This window comes from Pseudomonas sp. RGM 3321, assembly GCF_022836805.1.
GTDB lineage: Bacteria > Pseudomonadota > Gammaproteobacteria > Pseudomonadales > Pseudomonadaceae > Aquipseudomonas.
In genome coordinates this window covers 104,727-122,941 of the sequence record NZ_JALHBH010000110.1, presented here as the reverse complement: position 1 = coordinate 122,941, position 18,215 = coordinate 104,727, and the positions used below count along the sequence as shown (strand labels likewise).

At 59.6% G+C, this 18,215-nt stretch carries 14 protein-coding genes; 10 read left to right on the top strand and 4 right to left on the bottom strand.

Features of this window, described 5'->3' with window-relative positions:
• Positions 1 to 22: 22 nt before the first annotated feature.
• On the bottom strand, positions 23 to 1,288 hold the full coding sequence (locus RGM3321_RS14580; protein WP_244393647.1) for a glutamate-5-semialdehyde dehydrogenase: 1,266 nt from the start codon (positions 1,286 to 1,288) through the stop codon (positions 23 to 25).
• 284 nt (positions 1,289 to 1,572) lie between these two features.
• On the opposite strand from RGM3321_RS14580, the gene RGM3321_RS14575 reads away from it, so the two are divergent.
• The 3 genes from RGM3321_RS14575 to RGM3321_RS14565 all read left to right on the top strand — a co-directional run bounded on the left by RGM3321_RS14575 (position 1,573) and on the right by RGM3321_RS14565 (position 5,720).
• Positions 1,573 to 2,244, top strand: a complete 672-nt coding sequence (locus tag RGM3321_RS14575) for a DNA-3-methyladenine glycosylase (RefSeq protein ID WP_244393646.1) — start codon at positions 1,573 to 1,575, stop codon at positions 2,242 to 2,244.
• A gap of 3 nt (positions 2,245 to 2,247) precedes the next feature.
• Entirely contained in the window at positions 2,248 to 3,564 is a 1,317-nt protein-coding gene (locus tag RGM3321_RS14570; protein ID WP_244393645.1) for a bifunctional DedA family/phosphatase PAP2 family protein, read from the top strand.
• 137 nt (positions 3,565 to 3,701) lie between these two features.
• Positions 3,702 to 5,720 (top strand): pilus assembly protein TadG-related protein, encoded by a 2,019-nt coding sequence (locus tag RGM3321_RS14565; protein WP_244393644.1) that lies wholly within the window; start codon positions 3,702 to 3,704, stop codon positions 5,718 to 5,720.
• Here RGM3321_RS14565 and RGM3321_RS14560 read toward each other — a convergent pair.
• Positions 5,717 to 8,485 carry a PAS domain-containing protein gene (locus RGM3321_RS14560; protein ID WP_244393643.1) on the bottom strand — a complete coding sequence of 923 codons (2,769 nt, stop codon included), beginning with the start codon at positions 8,483 to 8,485 and terminating at the stop codon, positions 5,717 to 5,719. The two genes, RGM3321_RS14565 and RGM3321_RS14560, sit on opposite strands and share 4 nt — an antisense overlap.
• Entirely contained in the window at positions 8,475 to 8,930 is a 456-nt protein-coding gene (locus tag RGM3321_RS14555) for a TadE/TadG family type IV pilus assembly protein (RefSeq protein WP_244393642.1), read from the bottom strand. The genes RGM3321_RS14560 and RGM3321_RS14555 overlap by 11 nt, the downstream gene beginning before the upstream one ends.
• A 75-nt stretch (positions 8,931 to 9,005) precedes the next feature.
• Between RGM3321_RS14555 and RGM3321_RS14550 the strand changes: the two genes are divergently transcribed.
• Both RGM3321_RS14550 and RGM3321_RS14545 read left to right on the top strand, forming a co-directional pair.
• Positions 9,006 to 9,476, top strand: a complete 471-nt coding sequence (locus RGM3321_RS14550; RefSeq protein ID WP_244393681.1) for a prepilin peptidase — start codon at positions 9,006 to 9,008, stop codon at positions 9,474 to 9,476.
• Positions 9,477 to 9,645: 169 nt separating this feature from the next.
• Positions 9,646 to 10,434, top strand: coding sequence for a response regulator transcription factor (locus RGM3321_RS14545; RefSeq protein ID WP_244393641.1), 789 nt, complete (start codon positions 9,646 to 9,648; stop codon positions 10,432 to 10,434).
• Between the two features lie 7 nt (positions 10,435 to 10,441).
• Here the strand turns inward: RGM3321_RS14545 and RGM3321_RS14540 are convergent, their stop codons facing one another.
• A complete protein-coding gene (locus RGM3321_RS14540) occupies positions 10,442 to 12,097 on the bottom strand; it encodes a PleD family two-component system response regulator (protein ID WP_244393640.1) in 1,656 nt (551 codons plus the stop codon).
• Between the two features lie 294 nt (positions 12,098 to 12,391).
• Here RGM3321_RS14540 and RGM3321_RS14535 point away from each other — a divergent pair, with 294 nt between their 5' ends.
• From RGM3321_RS14535 to RGM3321_RS14515, 5 genes are all read left to right on the top strand, one after another.
• Entirely contained in the window at positions 12,392 to 13,471 is a 1,080-nt protein-coding gene (locus tag RGM3321_RS14535) for a DUF2333 family protein (protein ID WP_011268997.1), read from the top strand.
• Positions 13,471 to 14,016: an NUDIX hydrolase gene (locus RGM3321_RS14530; RefSeq protein ID WP_244393639.1), complete on the top strand. Its 546-nt coding sequence runs from the start codon at positions 13,471 to 13,473 to the stop codon at positions 14,014 to 14,016. Before RGM3321_RS14535 ends, RGM3321_RS14530 begins: the two co-directional genes overlap by 1 nt.
• A gap of 188 nt (positions 14,017 to 14,204) precedes the next feature.
• Positions 14,205 to 14,576 (top strand): translation initiation factor Sui1, encoded by a 372-nt coding sequence (locus RGM3321_RS14525; RefSeq protein WP_244393638.1) that lies wholly within the window; start codon positions 14,205 to 14,207, stop codon positions 14,574 to 14,576.
• A 100-nt stretch (positions 14,577 to 14,676) separates the two neighbouring features.
• Complete coding sequence (speA, locus tag RGM3321_RS14520; protein WP_244393637.1) at positions 14,677 to 16,590, top strand: arginine decarboxylase; 1,914 nt, start codon at positions 14,677 to 14,679, stop codon at positions 16,588 to 16,590.
• Positions 16,591 to 16,800: 210 nt separating this feature from the next.
• Positions 16,801 to 18,201: a contractile injection system protein, VgrG/Pvc8 family gene (locus RGM3321_RS14515; RefSeq protein ID WP_244393636.1), complete on the top strand. Its 1,401-nt coding sequence runs from the start codon at positions 16,801 to 16,803 to the stop codon at positions 18,199 to 18,201.
• The last annotated feature ends 14 nt before the right edge of the window (positions 18,202 to 18,215 follow it).

The following is an 18,215-nucleotide window of genomic DNA, read 5'->3' as shown; positions in this document are numbered from 1 at the left end:
CGCTGTCGTGGGGTTGTTCAAGTCAGGCTTGTCCGCGCAATTGACCATCACCGATCACGATGTACTTCTCGCAGGTCAACCCTTCAAGCCCGACAGGACCGCGGGCGTGCAGCTTATCAGTAGAAATGCCGATCTCGGCACCCAATCCGTATTCGAACCCGTCCGCGAAGCTGGTCGGCGCATTGACCATGACCGAACTGGAATCGACCTCGGCCATGAACCGGCGAATCTGGCTTTGATTGTCGGAAACGATGGCATCGCTGTGATGCGAACCGTAATGGTTGATGTGCTCGATGGCTTCGTCCAGCCCTGAAACGACGCGAATCGACAGGATTGCAGCCAGGTATTCGGTGTGCCAGTCGTCTTCGGTGGCCGGAATAACGTCGATCAGGTCACGAGTGCGCTCGCAACCGCGTAACTCGACGCCCTTCTCGCGAAACTGCGCGGCCATGGAAGGCAGGAAATCGGCGGCAATGGTTTGATCGACCAGCAGGGTTTCCATCGCGCCGCATATGCCGTAGCGGTAGGTCTTGGCATTGAAGGCAATCTTCTGCGCCTTGGCCAGATCGGCGTGAGCACTGACATACACATGGCAGATGCCGTCCAGATGCTTGATGACCGGCACACGCGCATCGCGGCTGACCCGCTCGATCAGGCCCTTGCCGCCACGCGGAACGATGACGTCAACGTACTCGGGCATGGTGATCAAAGCGCCAACCGCCGCACGGTCGGTGGTTTCAACCACTTGCACCACGGCAGCAGGCAGCCCGGCCTCGGCCAGACCACGCTCGATGCAGGCGGCAATGGCACGGTTGGAATGAATGGCTTCGGACCCGCCGCGCAGAATGGTCGCGTTACCGGACTTCAGGCACAGGCTGGCCGCATCGATGGTCACATTCGGACGCGACTCGTAGATGATTCCCACAACACCCAGCGGCACACGCATCTTGCCGACCTGAATACCCGACGGCCGATAGCTCATGTCGCGGATCGCACCGACCGGGTCTGCCAGACCGGCTACCTGACGCAACCCGACGATCATGCTGTCGATACGCGCGGGGGTAAGGGCCAGTCGTTCCAGCATTGCCGACTCAAGGCCATTGGCCTGACCATTGGCCAGGTCCAGCGCATTGGCGGCAGACAGCTCGGCGCGCGCTTCGTCCAGAGCGGCGGCAGTGGCTTGCAGGGCGCGGTTCTTCTGCGCAGTGCTGGCACGACCGATCACTCGCGAGGCTTCGCGGGCGGCGCGACCCAAGCGGGTCATGTAGTCAAGAACGGACTCAGTCATGGTCTCAGAGGTCTTGGCAAAGAGGAAAGCGGCTGATTATAGCTGTCGTGCCGCCCGAACGACAGCGCAGACAGGCGGATGGTCGATATCAGTGCGCAGATTTTTCGTCACCGTGGCAGGCGTTGCCAGCGGCCATGCACAGGCAGTCATCACGCAGGGGCTTAACGGCCTGTCATCATTCGGTCATGTTCAGAAACAACAAAGCGCCTAATCCGGACACATTCAGCTGCAATTAAACTTGCGCTTGTTATTATCGGGCTCTTTCTCAATGTACCCGTCCGATTATGCCCACAGCCCTCCCCGACCACTTCTTTCATCGCGATGCCCAGGTGCTGGCGCGCGACCTGCTGGGCAAAGTCATTCGCCACAAGGCAGGCGACCTGTGGCTGGCCGCGCGGATCATCGAAACCGAAGCGTACTACTGCGCCGAAAAGGGCAGCCATGCCTCGCTGGGTTACACCGAGAAACGCAAGGCGCTGTTTCTCGACGGCGGCCACATCTATATGTACTACGCGCGTGGCGGCGATTCGTTGAATTTCAGCGCCGAGGGGCCGGGCAATGCCGTGCTGATCAAATCGGCATTTCCCTGGACCGACGCGACCAGCGACGAAAACGCGCTGGCGCAGATGCAGCTGAACAACCCCGACGCCAGCGGCGCGATGCGCCCGGCGCAGCGGCTCTGCGCTGGCCAGACGTTGCTGTGCAAGGCGCTTGGCCTGAAGGTCCCGGTGTGGGACGCCAAGCGCTTCGACCCGCAGAAATTGCTGGTCGAGGACGTCGGCCAGACACCCGAACATGTTATCCAGAGCACCCGACTGGGCATTCCTGCCGGGCGCGATGAGCACCTGATGTACCGCTTCGTGGATGCCGGTTACGCCCGTTTTTGCACACGGAACCCTCTCAGACGCGGTCAGGTCGAAGGCCGCGACTACTTATTTCTCGATCAAGGAAACTGACCGATGGGCGATCTGCTCAATGGAATGACTGGCTGGCTGACCGCAAACCCTTCCTGGGTGGCTGTCGCGATCTTTTTAGTGGCCTTTGTTGAATGTGTCGCGATTGTCGGAATCGTTGTGCCGGGCACGGTCATCATGTTTGCCATCGCCGCCCTGGCGGGCAGCGGCATTCTGCCGTTGAGCGAAGTGCTGTTGCTGGGTTTTCTCGGCGGGCTGCTGGGTGACGCGGTGTCGTACTTCGTAGGCCGGCGCTTTCATCAGAATATCCGTCAATTGCCCGGCTTGCGCACGCACCCGGAGTGGATGGAAGGTGCGGAAAAATACTTCCACCGTTACGGCATTGCCAGTTTGCTGGTAGGACGCTTCATCGGTCCGTTGCGCCCGATGCTGCCGATGATCGCCGGGATGTGCGACATGCCGCTGCCGCGCTTCGTGGCGGTCAGCGTGCTGGCGGCGGCAGGCTGGTCGATTGCCTACCTGATGCCGGGCTGGGCGGCGGGCGCGGCCATTCGCCTGCCGCTGCCGGAAGGCTTCTGGCCTGAAGCGGCAGTGGTCGGTGCCGGTCTGGCGATTCTGTTCGGACTGAGTATTCAGAGCAGCATTCGCCAGAAGCGTTATGCAACCAAACTTATTTCCGTGCTCAGCCTGACGCTGGTCGCAGCGCTGTTCATCGGCTGGCCCTATCTCACGGACTTCGACAACGGCCTGATGACGCTCATCCAGGAGCACCGCAGCGAGGCCGCACAGAACATCGTGATCTTCGTCACCAGCATCGGCGACTTCAAGGCCCAGTTGCTGGCGGCTTCAATGTTGATCATCGTGCTGGCCGTTGCCAGACAATGGCGTCAAGCAGCCTTTGCCCTGACCGCAACACTGGGTACCGCGATTGCCAATGGCACCCTGAAAACGTTCTTCGCCCGCGCTCGTCCGGAGGTGCTTGTAGAGCCGCTGACCACTTACAGCATGCCCAGTGGCCACAGTTCTGCGGCCTTTGCGCTGTTCATGACGCTGGCGGTGCTGGCCGGGCGCGGCCAGCCCGTGCGCCTGCGCCTGAGCTGGATGCTGGTCGGCGGCATTCCGGCACTGGCCATCGCGCTTTCCAGGGTTTATCTGGGTGTTCACTGGCCAACGGACATCCTCGCTGGAATGCTCCTGGCGTTCTGTGTCTGCGCCGCCAGCCTGGCATTCATTCAGCGCAACGACCCCTTGCCCGCCATGTCGGTCCGGGTCTGGTGGCTCATCGTCCCGGCAATGACCGCGCTGCTGGGCATTTTTGCGGTGCGCGCCCTGTCGCATGCGGTACTGCGTTACCAGTACTGACCGGTACACCTGATCGCGCCCGTACAAAACGGGTGCGATACTTCTCAAATCTGGCACCTTGCCAGTGCTCTTTCGAGGCGTTGACTACACTCCCCTGAAGCAGGTGAGTGAGCAACGGCGTGGCCGAAGGAGTGCTGATGTCCCCACTGGATGGTTATTCAGTAATGCCCAGCCGGCAACGCGGCGCGATCGGCATGATGGCCGCGCTGACATTGGGACTGGCGCTGCTGTGCACGCTGATAGTGGTCGACAGCGGCAGGCTGTATCTGGAGAAACGCTCGTTGCAGCGGGTCGCGGACATCGCCGCACTGGAAGCTGCGGGGCGCAGAGGGACATGCAGCGGTGCGGGCACCGCTCCCGGCTTCGCCACACAGAGCGCCACGCGTAATGGCTTTACCCCGAATACCGAAGGTCGAACGCTAACGACCCTCTGTGGCACCCTTACGGTGGGCCTGCAGAGCCAGCGCGTATTTGTCGCGGACTCCACCCAGGCGCTGGCTATTCAAGTGGTCGCAGCACATCCGGTGCCGCGAAGCATTGCTGCCGGTATTGGTGCCCTGTTCGAAAAAACTCCCTCCTCAGCGAACATCACGATCAGCGCTACGGCCGTGGCCGCCAGTGCCGCGCCACTGGCGGCACTGACCATTCGCAGTGCAACCGTGACGGTGGACAGCACACGTGCGGCCATTCTGAATCCAGTCATCGGCAGCCTGCTCGGTGGCACGCTCAACCTGAGCGTCGCGAACTGGCAGGGCGTCGCCAGCACCGACCTCAGCCTGTTGAGCTATCTGAACCGACTCAAGACCGACCTTAACCTGACTGCCGTCGGTTACAGCGAGGTGCTCAACACATCGGTTTCTGTCAGCCAGTTGATCCAGAGTGCTATCAATGTGCTCGACCCCGGCGCAACCTTGAACGGTACGGCCACCATCGCGGGCCTGCAGGCATTGAAGCTGGCGGCTGGCGCAACCACAGTGTTGCTGGGCGATCTGCTGTCGATACAAGGCAGTTCGGGCCTCGCTGCATTGAACACCAATCTGCGCCTTCTGGACCTGGTCCAGGGCATTGCGCAACTGGCCAACGACAAGACCGGCATATCCACAGCTGCGCAGATAAATGTGGGCACCCTGGCACAGGTGACCACACGATTTCAGGTGGTTGAGCCGCCTCAGTTATCGGCCATCGGCGACCCGAGCAAGATCGACCCGCTCAACCCCAAAACCGGTGCCAATCGGATCTATGTGCGCACCGCTCAGATGCGCGCGCTGGTGTCGATCAATCTGCCGGTGCTGGGCACCATCACGTCATTGGCCAACACTGCGGGCTCGGTGGTCGGCAGCCTGACGCCAATTCTCAACAGCGCGTTGAGCCTGAACATTGCGGGCGTACTGGGCTCCACCACTTGCGCGCTGGGCCTGACCAGTTGCATGGTCACCGACGTGAAGTTTCTGACCTCTGGTACATCGGGCCCCAGAATCGACCTGAGCCTGTCGCTGGCCAGCGCCGACACCTACGTGACCGGTTTCACCTGCACCAGCAACACCAGCAAAACCCTCAGCGTCAAGACCGATGCAGCATTGCTCAGCGCCAAGGTAGGCTTGATCAATGACGGTTTTCCTGCCAGCACCGATCCATCGGCAATCACCCCACTGCCCCTGCCAGTGATTGATATAGGCACTCAACCCTGCCAGAAAGTCCTCGGCTTGCTAGGAAACTGCACCGCCCGTACCCCCTTCGGCGGTGGCGGCATAGGTCTCACGTTCGACACGGTAAGCCAATCGCCGATGGGCAGTTCGACGGTCGTCAGTACGACCTTCAGTTCGCCCAACCTGCCGGAAATCAACAACGCGCCGTACTTTTTTACAAGCGTTGCGGATACCAAGCCCAGTACCTTGCTGAACGGCACGGTTTCCAGCGTAAAGGTGAATGTCTATAAACCCGCTACCAGCAACGTGCTCGGCAACGTCATTACTGGAGCAGCTGCAACGCTGAACAGCCTGACCGTTGCGCTGGACGCTATTGTGGAGGACACGCTGACCCGCTTGCTGACGACGGTCGTCGACCCGCTGTTCGAGTCACTTGGCCTGAGTCTGGGCGCCACCGATGTGGGTGCCAATTTAAGTTGCAACATCGGTCAGGCGATGCTGATTATCTAACCGGCGTTGAATATCGGCAGCTCGATCTGGAAACGAGCGCCCTCCCCGACATTGCCGACGCTGAGCTGGCCGCCCATCTGGTCGACAATCCCGTAGCTGACAGACAAGCCCAGTCCGGTGCCGACACCGACAGGCTTGGTCGTGAAGAACGGCTCGAAAATGCGCTCCAGCAAACGCGGATCAATCCCCCCGCCGTTGTCCTGAACCGCCAGCCGGATGATATTTTCATCCCGCTCAGCCTCGACGCTGATCCACGGTTCGAAATCCCGGTCTTTTTCCCGGCGCGACAACAACGCATCACGGGCGTTGACCATAAGGTTGATCAACACCTGCTCAAGCTGATCGACATGCCCGCGAACCTGCACATCTTCGATCATGGTGCCGACCCGCAACTGCACACCCTTGCCCTTCATGCCTTCGGCCAGCATCGAGAGGGTGCCTTCCACAGCCTGCGCCGGATCGAACAACTGCTCCTCCACTTCGGAGCGCCGCCCGAATACCCTCATGTGGTCCACCACGCGGGCAGCGCGCTGTACCTGCGTGTCGATACGGTTGAGCTTTTCGGTAAGGTATTCGATGTCCACATCACCGCGCCCCAGACGCTTGAGGACATTGACCACCGCCATGCGCATGACGTTGAGGGGCTGATTGATCTCGTGGGCGAGGCCTGTGGACATTTCGCCCAGCGTGGCCATTTTCGCGCTCTGGTTCAATTGCATCCTGGAGCGGCGCACATCGGTGTTATCACGGCCCACGGCCTGAACCTCGACCAGCGTGCCGTGCTCATCGAATATTCCCCGGTCAGCCCATACCCACCAGGCGTACTCACGGCCGGGCAGCTCGATACAGATTTCTTCGGTGCTTACCGGTGCCTGCGGGGTGAGTTGAGCGATACGCCGAATGAACGCCTCGCGCTGCTCGTCCGAAAGCCAGTCCCCCAGATTGATCCCGGTCAGTTGTTCCGGCGTGCATTCCATATAATTGGCCAGTGGCCGGTTGCCGAAACTCAGTACCAGATCCGGAGAGTAGCGGCAGATCATGGCCGGTGAGTCTTCGACCAGAATGCGGTAGCGCTCTTCACTCTGGCGCACGTGCTCGGCCGCCAGGGTGGCTTCGGTCACGTCCAGCCACAGACCGACAGCCTCCACCGGCATGCCGAGGTCGTCACGTAGCAGTCGCGCTTCGTCCAGCAACCAATGGTAATGGCCGTTCTTGTTGCGCAACCTGTAACGCCGACTGACAACGCCTTCGCGCAACAGCTGCCGGTTACGCTCGAACCAGATGTCGCGGTCTTCGGGGTGAATGTATTCCGCCAACTGGCCGTCTACGCAGTCAGCCAACGTCCAACCCAGCAAGGGCGTGAGGCTGTCACTGAAAAAGGTCGGCTCAAGGTTGCCGTGATCGTAGCGCTGCACGTAAATCACGGCCGGCGAGCTGGCAATCAGGTTATCCAGCCGGGCGTGAGCGGCCGCTGCTTCGGTTTCCTGATTCTTGATATCACTGACATCGAGCATGAAACCCAACACCCGCTGAACCTGACCACTGATCAGCGCCTGACCCTGAATACGAAACCAGAGGGTTTCCTGGGCGGGATCGCTCTGTGCCAGACGCACGCAAAGCAGCAGCGGCGTGCCTTTGTCACGTAACTGCGCCAGACGACTGGACAGCTCTTGTCGATCGGCCGGATGAATCAACGCCAGCCAGTCCTGACGCGACAGACTTTCGACCCGATCACCCAGACGCAGACTGCGCGCCAGTTGCGGTGCCAGCAGGATTTCGTCACGCGCAGGCATCAGCTCCCACCAACCGGTGCCCAGCAGATCCTGAAGCACCGCCAGGCGCTCTACATGGTGACGGTTGTGCTGCTCGGACAAGCGAAAAAGCACCGGCCCGGCCAGCGCCGAACACAGGTTGAGCCACTCGCGCTCTCCCAGATCCGGAGCCTGCTGCTGCGGGTTATAGAAGCCGAACATCAGCCACGCCTTGGCAACGTTGTCGCGGCTGTGGGGAATCAGAAAACCGTCCGCGTTGCCGAAGGCACTCTGTAGCGGCCCTTGGTCGACGCCGCCACCAAACCTCAGTTGGTGGGTTATATTGGCATCGAATCGATCCAGCGCATTGCCCAGTCGCTGCCCGACCTGCCATAACTCCGGCGCGGTATGGGCGCTGTACTGACAGTAGACACGCCAGCCAGTGCCGCTGACTTCCGGCAATACCAGCGCCAGACAGGGAACGCGCCATAGCTGCGCCAGTTCCTCGAGTTGCTCAGTGACCACGGCAGTCAGCCGGTCCACGTTGCACACGCGCACACGCTCGGCCATCTGCCCGGCGAAGCGCAGGCATTGCTGGCGGCTGCGGGCGGCACTGGCCTCTTCCATCAAGTCGCTGATATCCAGCAGCTGCAACAGCCAGCCCTTGCCATGCGCCTGCACCCAGCCACGAGCGTGCAAGGTATGCGCATCGGCACTCTTGAAGTCCAGGTCCAGCATGTGCCCCAGCCAATCATGCGGCACGCCTTCAATGACCAGCGCGCTGTTTGGCAGCAACAGATTCATCAACCGCTGCGCAGCCGACAGCGGAGCAGCAATACCCAACCGCGCAAGCAACTGCGGGCTGATGCTCTGTATCCGCCCTTCGTCATCGAGCAGCAGATAAAGGTCGACCCCGACCGGGCCCGGCTCGCTCGACACGGGCACAGCCAGCGTTACCGGCGGCGCTTCACCGCGGCCCAGCCAACGGCTCAGACGATTTTTTTCAAGGGGCAAGTTGCAGACTCGCTTGTGCAGTAAGGTTGGTCGGCAATCGTGGGACCTCGCCGATGCCAGGGAGCGTCAATAACGGGAGTACCTGGGTCAATCGGGTCTTCGGGTACTGGATGGTCACCGTCAGAACACCGGCGGTGTAGGTCACGTTGGTATAACTGGCGTTGAAACCCAGCGCAGGCGGCATCCATGACAGCTGATTCATGACGACACTCTGCGCTTGGCTGACCAACAGGGTGTTATAGCCAGTCACTGTCGGGCTGAGGGCAACACTTCGGCGCACGGCTTCACTCGCCGCCGCATTGAAAGACTGCATCATGAGCAACGGCAGGCTATAACTCACCATGCCATAGAACACAGCAAAGAAAACAACGAACACCGCAGCGAACTCAATAGCGGCGGCACCCTGTTGCCGATGGGGCAAGGCATGCTGCACAACGGTTTTCATATCAACGTCTACCCTGACATTTACTGCTTCAACAAAGCATAGATTCTTTCCAGAAAACAGGATGTTTTTTGCTTGATAAAACTATTTTTTCTGCTTGTCTGGTTTGCAATTTGCGCCGAACAGGACGCGCGACGCAAGCAAATTTCAAACGGGCTGACACTGGGCGCAGCAGCACTGGCTGCCGCCTGGCTGGCTGGCACCGGCACGACCTGGCTGGGCGCCCCGCCGCTGGAAGCCGCGCTGGCGTTGGCGCTTGCACTGGGCCTGACATTGCCTGGTTATGCGCTCGGCAAACTGGGCGCCGGAGACGTCAAGCTGATGGCCGCACTCGCGCTTGCCTCCAACAGCGTCTACTTGCTGTGCACGTTTATCGGCGCAGGCATCACCGTGCAGTTCTGGGTGTTGCTCTCCAGGAAAGTGCAGCGTCATATAAACCAACGGGGTGGGCAGCGTTACGCCTATATGTTCCCCGACGCGTCAGATAAACATCCCTTTTCACCTTTTTTATTGGCGGGTCTGCTGCTGACGGTAGCGTTGCTCCATTAGTCGACTCTCGGCCAATTGAAAGTTTAATGCTATGTACATAGTCAGAAAGTACGACTACGGTTAACACACCGCTCTGGCGTACTGTCATCGGAATACGCGAAACGGTCAAACATTGCTTAATCGTGTTTTGCTGAATGGATAAAGGTTCCGGTCTGCCGGCCTTAACAGCATGGAGTTGCATGTGGATAACTACCCGGTCACGAAAGTTCTGGTGGTCGATGACCAGCCTTGTATCGTTGAAGAACTCTGTGAGTTTCTGGAGAGCAGCGGCTATGAGTGCGTGCGCTGCCATTCAAGCCTTGAGGCCATCGAGCATTTCAGCGGCGACAGCGCTATTGGCATCGTACTGTGCGACCTGGAAATGCCAGGCATGAACGGGATCGAGATGGTCGAGGCCATGAAGATGGCTGGCGGCAAGACGCATTTGTTCGAGGCCATCATGCTGACCGGACAAGCCGAGAAAAAGGATGTCATCAAGGCCCTGCGAGCCGGCATCGCTGATTACTACCAAAAGCCGGTCAACCTTGAAGAGTTGCTTGAGGGTGTCCAGTTGCAGGTAGAAGCGCTGAACGAACGGCAGAAAAATCGTCAACAATTGGGCCTGCTCAACGAGAAACTTCAGTTTCTGGCCGCATCTATAGACGACCTCTATCAGAATCTGGATAACGTTCAGAACAGGGCGCAGTCGCAGCGCAAAGCCAGCCTCGAAAGTGATGCACAGATGCCCGTGGCACTGGCCAAATTGTCACCCCGCCAGCTTGATGTGGCGCGGCTGGTCAGCAAGGGACTGACTAATTACCAGATTGCCTGCGAACTGGGGATTACCGAAAACACCGTCAAGCTCTACGTTTCCCAAGTGCTGCGCTTGACCCACATGCATAACCGCACCCAACTGGCCTTGGCATTTTCACCCGGCAAATCGGCAGAGCGGCAAAAGCTGATCGAAAGCCAGGGCTAAAACGGAATCAGGCCTCGATTTCCGTCAACACGACGTGATAAGGCACATTAACGAGGGCCGAATGCACCTGATTGCGGCCCGCGTGCTTGGCGCAGTACAACGCCGTATCCGCCTGTGACGCAAGGCTCAGGCTGTCGTCATTCGCCCCCAGCGAAACCACCCCGGCGCTGAAAGTGCAGAACAGATCAGTCGGCTGCGCGGGGTAATGGATCTCCGCAAAGCGATGGCGGATCTCATCAAGCACTTTATGGGCACTTTGAATGTCGGTGTCCGGCATGACGATGGCAAATTCCTCACCACCGTAACGACCGATGAAGTCGGTTTTGCGCAGGCGCTGCTTGAGAAACAGCGCCAGGCTCTTAATGACGCGGTCTCCCATCGGGTGACCGTGGCTGTCGTTGACCTTCTTGAAGTGGTCGATATCGAGCATGGCAAAGCACAGCGGCTTGCCCTCGCGTCGTGAGCGAAAGCTGCAATCTTCCAGCAGTTGCAGGATGTGCGTGTGATTGTAGAGCCCGGTCAGACTGTCACGAACCATACGAGCCTTGAGGCTGCGGGCTCTGGCGGCGCGGTTGCGGACCGTGGTGATCAGGTGACGTGGCTTGATCGGCTTGGTGAGAAAGTCATCGCCGCCCTCGCTCATGGCGTCAAGCTGCTTGTCCTGATCATCTTCGGCCGACAGGTAAATGATCGGCACGCTGACGTAGCGGTCGTTATGGCGAATGACCTTGGCCAGCTCAGTGCCGGTGCAACCGGGCATGTACATGTCGAGAATGATCAGATCCGGCTGGAACTCCGCCAGTTCGGACATTGCCTGAATAGGGTCGAGCAGAACCCGCGTAACAATTCCCGCTGCATTCAAAATGCGTTCGGTGTGCATCGCCTGAGCGCGGGAATCGTCGATGATCAGCACTTTATAGGGTTCATATTGAGCAACGCAGGTCAGGACTTCGATTTTTTCCAGCAGACTCGACGCTTCCAGCGCGCCGGTCAGAAACTCTTCGCCACCAGCCCGCACCGCTGCCAGACGGGTGGGCGTATCGGTTTCGTTAAGACTGAAAAACAACAGCGGAAGCTTCTGCTCCAGTCCTTCCTGGGCCTGTGATGCCAGCTTAAGACCCTGACCAGGCCCGCTGAAATCGACATCCATGACAATCGCCGCCGGATGCCGCTGCGCCATTGCATGCTGAAATTCGGCAACACTGTGCAGCGACAGGGCGGCCAGACCGAAAAACTCCAGTTGCTTGGCCAGGCGCTCGGCCCGCTCATGGTCCTGAACTACCACATAGACCGGCTTGCGCAGCGGAGGCAGCGAAGTTTGCTCAAGCTGGTCACCATGCCGCAGCCCGGTGCGGGAGAGACGTTGCATCAGACGATTGAGGTCAGTGATGACGCTGCTGTTGAGGCGACCGCGATTGGCTTCGACAGCATCGAGTGCCTGGCTGATGTCATGCGCCAGCGAAATGTGTTCAACCTGCTCGAAGCGCTCGGCAAAGCGCAGTAAGCGCAACGTCGATTCCTTGAGCTCAGCCATGTCGCCAGTCGACCACTCGGCCTTCTGCAGACGTTGCCACGTCTCCAGAATCTGGCGTGCCTGGTGGATAACCCTTTGGGCAAAGTGATGCTTCAGGCGATCTCGGCTAGGGTCTTCTGGCTCGGTCATATTGAGGCTACTGTGGTTTTACTGAGCGATACGGCTGATGGCGCTATGCTAGCACCTCCGATACGACAGAACAGTGCCGTAAGTCACTTATTTGACAACTTTTTGATGGCGCTTAGCCATTACTGAAAATCAATCGCCTGATAGACCTTGGCTATAAGCTGCAAGCTAAAAACTAAAAGCGGTTTGCTCTTGATTTGAAGCTTGCAGCTTGCAGCTGCCCCAATCGCACCTTAGGGTAAGGTTGCGGTCGAACCCCACGTGAAGCATTCAACTCAAGATCGAAAGGACCCTACCATGCTGGATTGGAAGAACCGCGCAGGCAGCGCGGGTGCGCGCAGCGCTGACACTTCATCGACCAAACGCCGCGGTTACCTGGGTAACCTGTTCTATAGCCGTGCGCTGGGCGCCCTGATCTTGATCTACCTGCTCGTCGCACTGGCAGTCGGCTGGTACTGGAGCAAGGAACCTGCGCTGTTCCCGGTACAACAGAATGCGCAAGCCGCCGCCGAGCGCGAAGGCAAACAGATGGTCATCGGCTACACGACGGTTGAAACGCTCAAGACCGTGGCGGGCACGTTGCTTAACAAGCCCGGTGGATACCTGTCCAACGACCGCATGCCACCTGGCCTGTGGCTGGACAACATCCCGAGCTGGGAATACGGCGTGCTGGTGCAGGTGCGTGATCTGAGTCGTGCGCTGCGCAAGGATTTCGCCCGCTCCCAGTCGCAATCGGCTGAAGATGGCGATCTGGCCCGCGCCGAGCCGTTGTTCAACTTCAACAATCGCAGCTGGCTGCTGCCTTCCAGCGAGTCGCAGTACGCCGAGGGGATCAACTCCCTGAGCCGCTACCAGGCACGCCTGTCCGATCCCAACCAGAAAGGCGCGCTGTTTTATGCCCGCGCCGACAACCTGAACAACTGGCTGGGCGATGTCGGCACCCGCCTGGGCTCGCTGTCGCAACGCCTGTCGGCCAGCGTTGGCCGGGTCAAACTCAACAGCACGCTGAAAACCGAAGCCGCTGTGTCGGTCAAACCCGGTGAAGTACCGCAGGTCGATGAGGAAATCGTCGAAACGCCATGGCTGGAAATCGACAACGTGTTCTACGAAGCACGCGGTCAGGCCTGGGCGCTGTCGCACCTGCTGCGCGCCATCGAGGTTGATTTTGCCGATGTACTGGCGAAGAAGAACGCGACGGTCAGCGTGCGCCAGATCATTCGTGAGCTGGAAGCCTCACAAGAGCCGATGTGGAGCCCGATGATTCTCAACGGCAGCCCGTTCGGCGTGTTCGCCAACCACTCGCTGGTCATGGCCAACTACATCTCGCGTGCCAACGCCGCGGTCATCGACCTGCGCCAGCTGCTGAATCAGGGCTGATGTCCATACCTGCCAACGAGGCCGCGCACCGCGCCGCCTCGGATGCCGAGCAGATCGCCTGGGTCGACGAACAGGATCGACTGCTCGGTTCGCTGGTCCGCGCTGACCTGCGTGAACGCGGACTGATCGGACGCGGCACTTATATCCTGCTGTTCAACAGTCTCGGTGAGCTGTGCGTGCATCGTCGCACCTTGAGCAAGGCGATCTATCCCGGCTATTGGGACGTAGCCGCAGGCGGGATGGTCCAGGCCGATGAAAGCTACGCAGCCTCTGCCGCGCGCGAGCTGGAAGAAGAGCTGGGGGTTAGTGGCGTACCGCTGCAGGCCCACGAACAGTTTTTCTTCTATCAGCCGGGCAACCGGCTCTGGTGTGCAGTGTTTTCAGCCGTATGGGACGGACCTTTGAAACTGCAACCTGAAGAGGTACTGGAGGCGCGCTTCATGCCCATCGCCGAAGTTCTGCAACAGGCTGAGCATAATCCCTGGTGCCCCGACTCCCTGGCGGCACTGAAACGCTACCTTAAGCAGATAGAGAACGAGCAGTAAGCGAGTGTTCAGAAATTGGCACATCCAGCCCCTTAGCAACCGGCCGGTTTGCCGTTACACTGCGCGACCTTTTCAAACTGGACCGGCCCTGCCGTTTCAGTAGCGCTGCCCCTGCCAGAGTGGGGCTTCGCGGTCGATGGCTCGTACGAGCCCGACCCATCTTCAGTCCTCAACAAGAGGATGTTTGCGTGGCTAAAAAAGCCGCTTCTCTCGCCGCCCTGGGTGGCCTGGTATTTTCAACCGACGCAGGGCGTCACTGCCCAGATTGTCGTCAGCCCGTTGCCGACTGCACCTGCAAACAGACCGCCATCCCCGAAGGTGACGGTATTGCCCGCGTGCGCCGGGAAAGCAAGGGCCGGGGCGGCAAGACCGTCACCACCATCAGCGGCGTCCCGCTGGCCGAAGAAGCGCTCAAAGAGTTGGCCAAGGCTCTCAAGCAACGCTGCGGCACAGGCGGATCGCTCAAGGAAGGCGTGATCGAGATTCAGGGCGATCACGTCGAACTGCTGTTGGCAGAGCTGATCAAAAAAGGCTTCAAGGCTAAAAAGTCCGGCGGCTGAACCCTCGTAGCGGGCAGCGAATCAAATCGTCATTTCAACTCATTACACTGCGCCCAGCTGGCTATTGGCTGGCGCAACGACTTCTTTATAGGGGACTTCGATGTCCGTACGACGCACACGCAAAGACGATGGCAGCCAATGGACAGTTGCGGACAGCCGCAGCGTTTATGGTATTCGCCATTGGGGCGCGGGTTATTTTGCTATCAACGAAGCGGGACGCGTTGAAGTCCGTCCCAACGGGCCGGACAGCTCGCCCATAGATCTTTACGAACAGGTCGACAATTTGCGCAAGAGCGGCCTGTCTTTGCCCTTGCTGGTGCGCTTCCCCGACATTCTGCAAGACCGCGTGCGCCAGCTGACCGGCGCGTTCGACAGCAACATCGCGCGCCTGGAGTACCAGAGCAAGTACACCGCGCTGTACCCGATCAAGGTCAACCAGCAGGAAGCGGTGGTGGAAAACATCATCGCCACGCAGAACGTCTCCATCGGCCTGGAAGCGGGCTCCAAGCCTGAGCTGATGGCGGTGCTGGCACTGGCACCCAAAGGCGGCACCATCGTCTGCAACGGTTACAAGGACCGTGAGTTCATCCGTCTGGCGCTGATGGGCCAGAAGCTGGGCCACAACGTGTTCATCGTCATCGAGAAAGAGTCCGAAGTCGAACTGGTGATCGAAGAAGCCGCCGAGCTGAAGGTCGCTCCCCAGGTTGGCCTGCGCGTCCGCCTCTCCTCCCTGGCGTCGAGCAAATGGGCGGATACCGGTGGCGAGAAATCCAAGTTCGGTCTGTCGGCCGCACAATTGCTGTCGGTGGTCGAGCGCTTCCGTAAGGCAGGGCTCGATCAGGGCATCCGCCTGCTGCACTTCCACATGGGCTCGCAAATCGCCAACCTGGCTGATTACCAGCACGGCTTCAAAGAGGCTATCCGCTATTACGGCGAACTGCGCAAACTCGGCCTGCCGGTGGATTACATCGATGTCGGCGGCGGTCTGGGCGTTGACTACGATGGCACACACTCGCGCAACGCCAGTTCGATCAACTACGACATGGACGACTACGCAGGTGTGGTGGTCGGCATGCTCAAGGAATTCTGCGATGCGCAAAGCCTGCCGCATCCGCATATTTTCTCGGAAAGCGGACGCTCGCTGACCGCCCACCACGCCATGCTGGTGGTCCAGGTGACCGACGTCGAGAAGCATAACGATGAAGTGCCGGAAATCTCCGACAAGGGAAGCCTGCCGGAAACCGTGCAATGGCTGGTCGACCTGCTGGGTCCGACCGACATAGAAATGGTCACCGAAACCTACTGGCGCGCTACGCACTATATGAGCGACATCGCTACACAGTACGCCGATGGCAAAATCAGCCTGGCAGAGAAAGCACTCGGCGAACAATGCTACTTCGCCGTCTGCCGCCGCCTGTACAACTCGCTGAAAGCGCGTCAACGCTCACACCGTCAGGTGCTCGACGAACTCAACGACAAGCTGGCCGACAAGTACATCTGCAACTTCTCGGTGTTCCAGAGCCTGCCCGATACCTGGGCCATCGGCCAGGTGCTGCCGATTCTGCCCTTGCACCGTCTGGACGAAGAACCAGTGCGCCGTGCCGTGCTTCAGGACCTGACCTGCGATTCCGACGGCAAGATCAAGCAGTACGTCGATGAGCAGAGCATCGAGACCAGCATGCCTGTGCACTCGTTGAACGAAGGCGAAGACTATCTGCTGGGGATCTTCCTGGTAGGCGCCTACCAGGAAATTCTGGGGGACATGCACAACCTGTTCGGTGATACCGACTCGGTGAACATCTACCAGAACCCGGACGGCAGTGTTTACCACGCGGGCATCGAAACCCACGACACCATCGAAGACATGCTGCGCTACGTGCATTTGTCACCGGAAGAACTGATGACCCATTACCGGGACAAGGTCGCCAGCGCCAAGATTACCCCGCGCGAGCGTACCTACTTCCTCGACGCCCTGCGCCTGGGACTGACACGCTCTTCGTACCTGTCGTCCTGATTTGAGGATTTGCGATGGGGCCTGCAATCGGGCTCCATCTACTGTGACTGTCGTGCCAATGCTGCGCGTTGGCGCGATGGTCATGCGCACATCGTAAGCCGCTACCAATATTTCTTGTAGGCAACGTCCTGTTCTACTTGCAGCCCTCTACCCTGCCCGATTTCTGCGCCAGAATTCGCGGTCGCATTCCCGGTAGAGAAGCACTCCATCATGCCCGACCCCACCAGCGCGCCGCACTTTCGTCTGGAGATTGCCCGCCTGCAGCGCTGCTTCACTGTCATATCATTCAGCGCAAGCGAGGCGATCAGCCAGCCTTTTGCCTTTGAACTGGACATTCTTGGCGACGGCCTGGATCTGGACCTGACCGGCCTGATGTACAAACCTGCCTCGCTGAGCTTCGGAAGCCGGACGAACTTTCACGGTCAGATTCAAGGCGCGACACGCAAGCATTACCAACCCGGCCCGGCATGTTACACGCTGATAATGGGGCCACGGCTGGCCTGCCTCGGGTTACGCCATCAGTCGCGCATCTTTCAGCACATGACCGCCACCCGGATCATCGCCCAGGTGCTCGAAGAACATGGCCTGAAGAACTGTTTCCGTTTTGACCTGCCGACCGAGTGCCGCGAACGCGACTGTTGCGTGCAGTATCAGGAATCCGACCTGCAACTGGTCCAGCGCCTGTGCGCAGAAGAAGGCATTCACTACCACTTTGTCCATTCACGACGTCGCCACGAACTGGTGTTCGGCGCCAACCTGCACGGGTTTGCGCGCAGCCCTGTCGCACGCTGGCGTCAATTCGCGCAACAGTACGGGGTCACCCGGTTTGCCGTCACCGAGCATGCAACGGACCTGCCCGGCAGCCGCGCAGGCCAACACGCGACCGGCCAGAGTACCTTGCCGTTCGTGACCTGCGCAGAACTGCTGCCGCTGGCCGACCATCCCGAAAAAAACTGGAACCACATGTGGCTGATCACCGAAGTCCGGCATTGCTTTGGCCTCGTTGATGGCAATGACTGCGGGGCATCAGATCGCTACTCCAACCAGTTTAAGGCCATACCATGGGAAGTCGGCTTCAGAACGCCTGCCCCGGCACCAAGAGCGCCCATTGCGCCACTTCAGCGGGGCTGGATCACCGGCATCAGCGGCGAACCGGCAAGGCTTGATGCGTCAGGCCGGGTGCGCGTCCGGCTGGAATGGGAGTGGCAGCACCCTAATGATCCCGGCAGTGGCTGCTGGCTGCATCTGGCCCACGGGCTGGATATCGAATGTCGCGCCGGTATGTCGGTGGCGGTGAGCTTTTCTGAGGCACACCCACCACTGATTACCGGCTGTCTGCCGGCGCAGGAGGCGCGTCGCGAGAATGATCCAGCGCCTGTCGATAACGTTCAAATGCACCTCGACCGGCAAATATTCATCGGGCCTGACCGACTGCTGCAACTGGCAGACGGGGTCCGCCTATACCTTGGCGAAGGCAGCAAAGTCACGCTGGATGCGGGGTCCAGCACGGTGCAGATCGACGATGATGGCCTGACACTGAGCAGCCCGCGCATCGGCTTTGCCAGCAAGGCGAATGGCGGTTCTTCGGGTGATCCGGACGCTATTGAATGACGTAGCAGTAACTA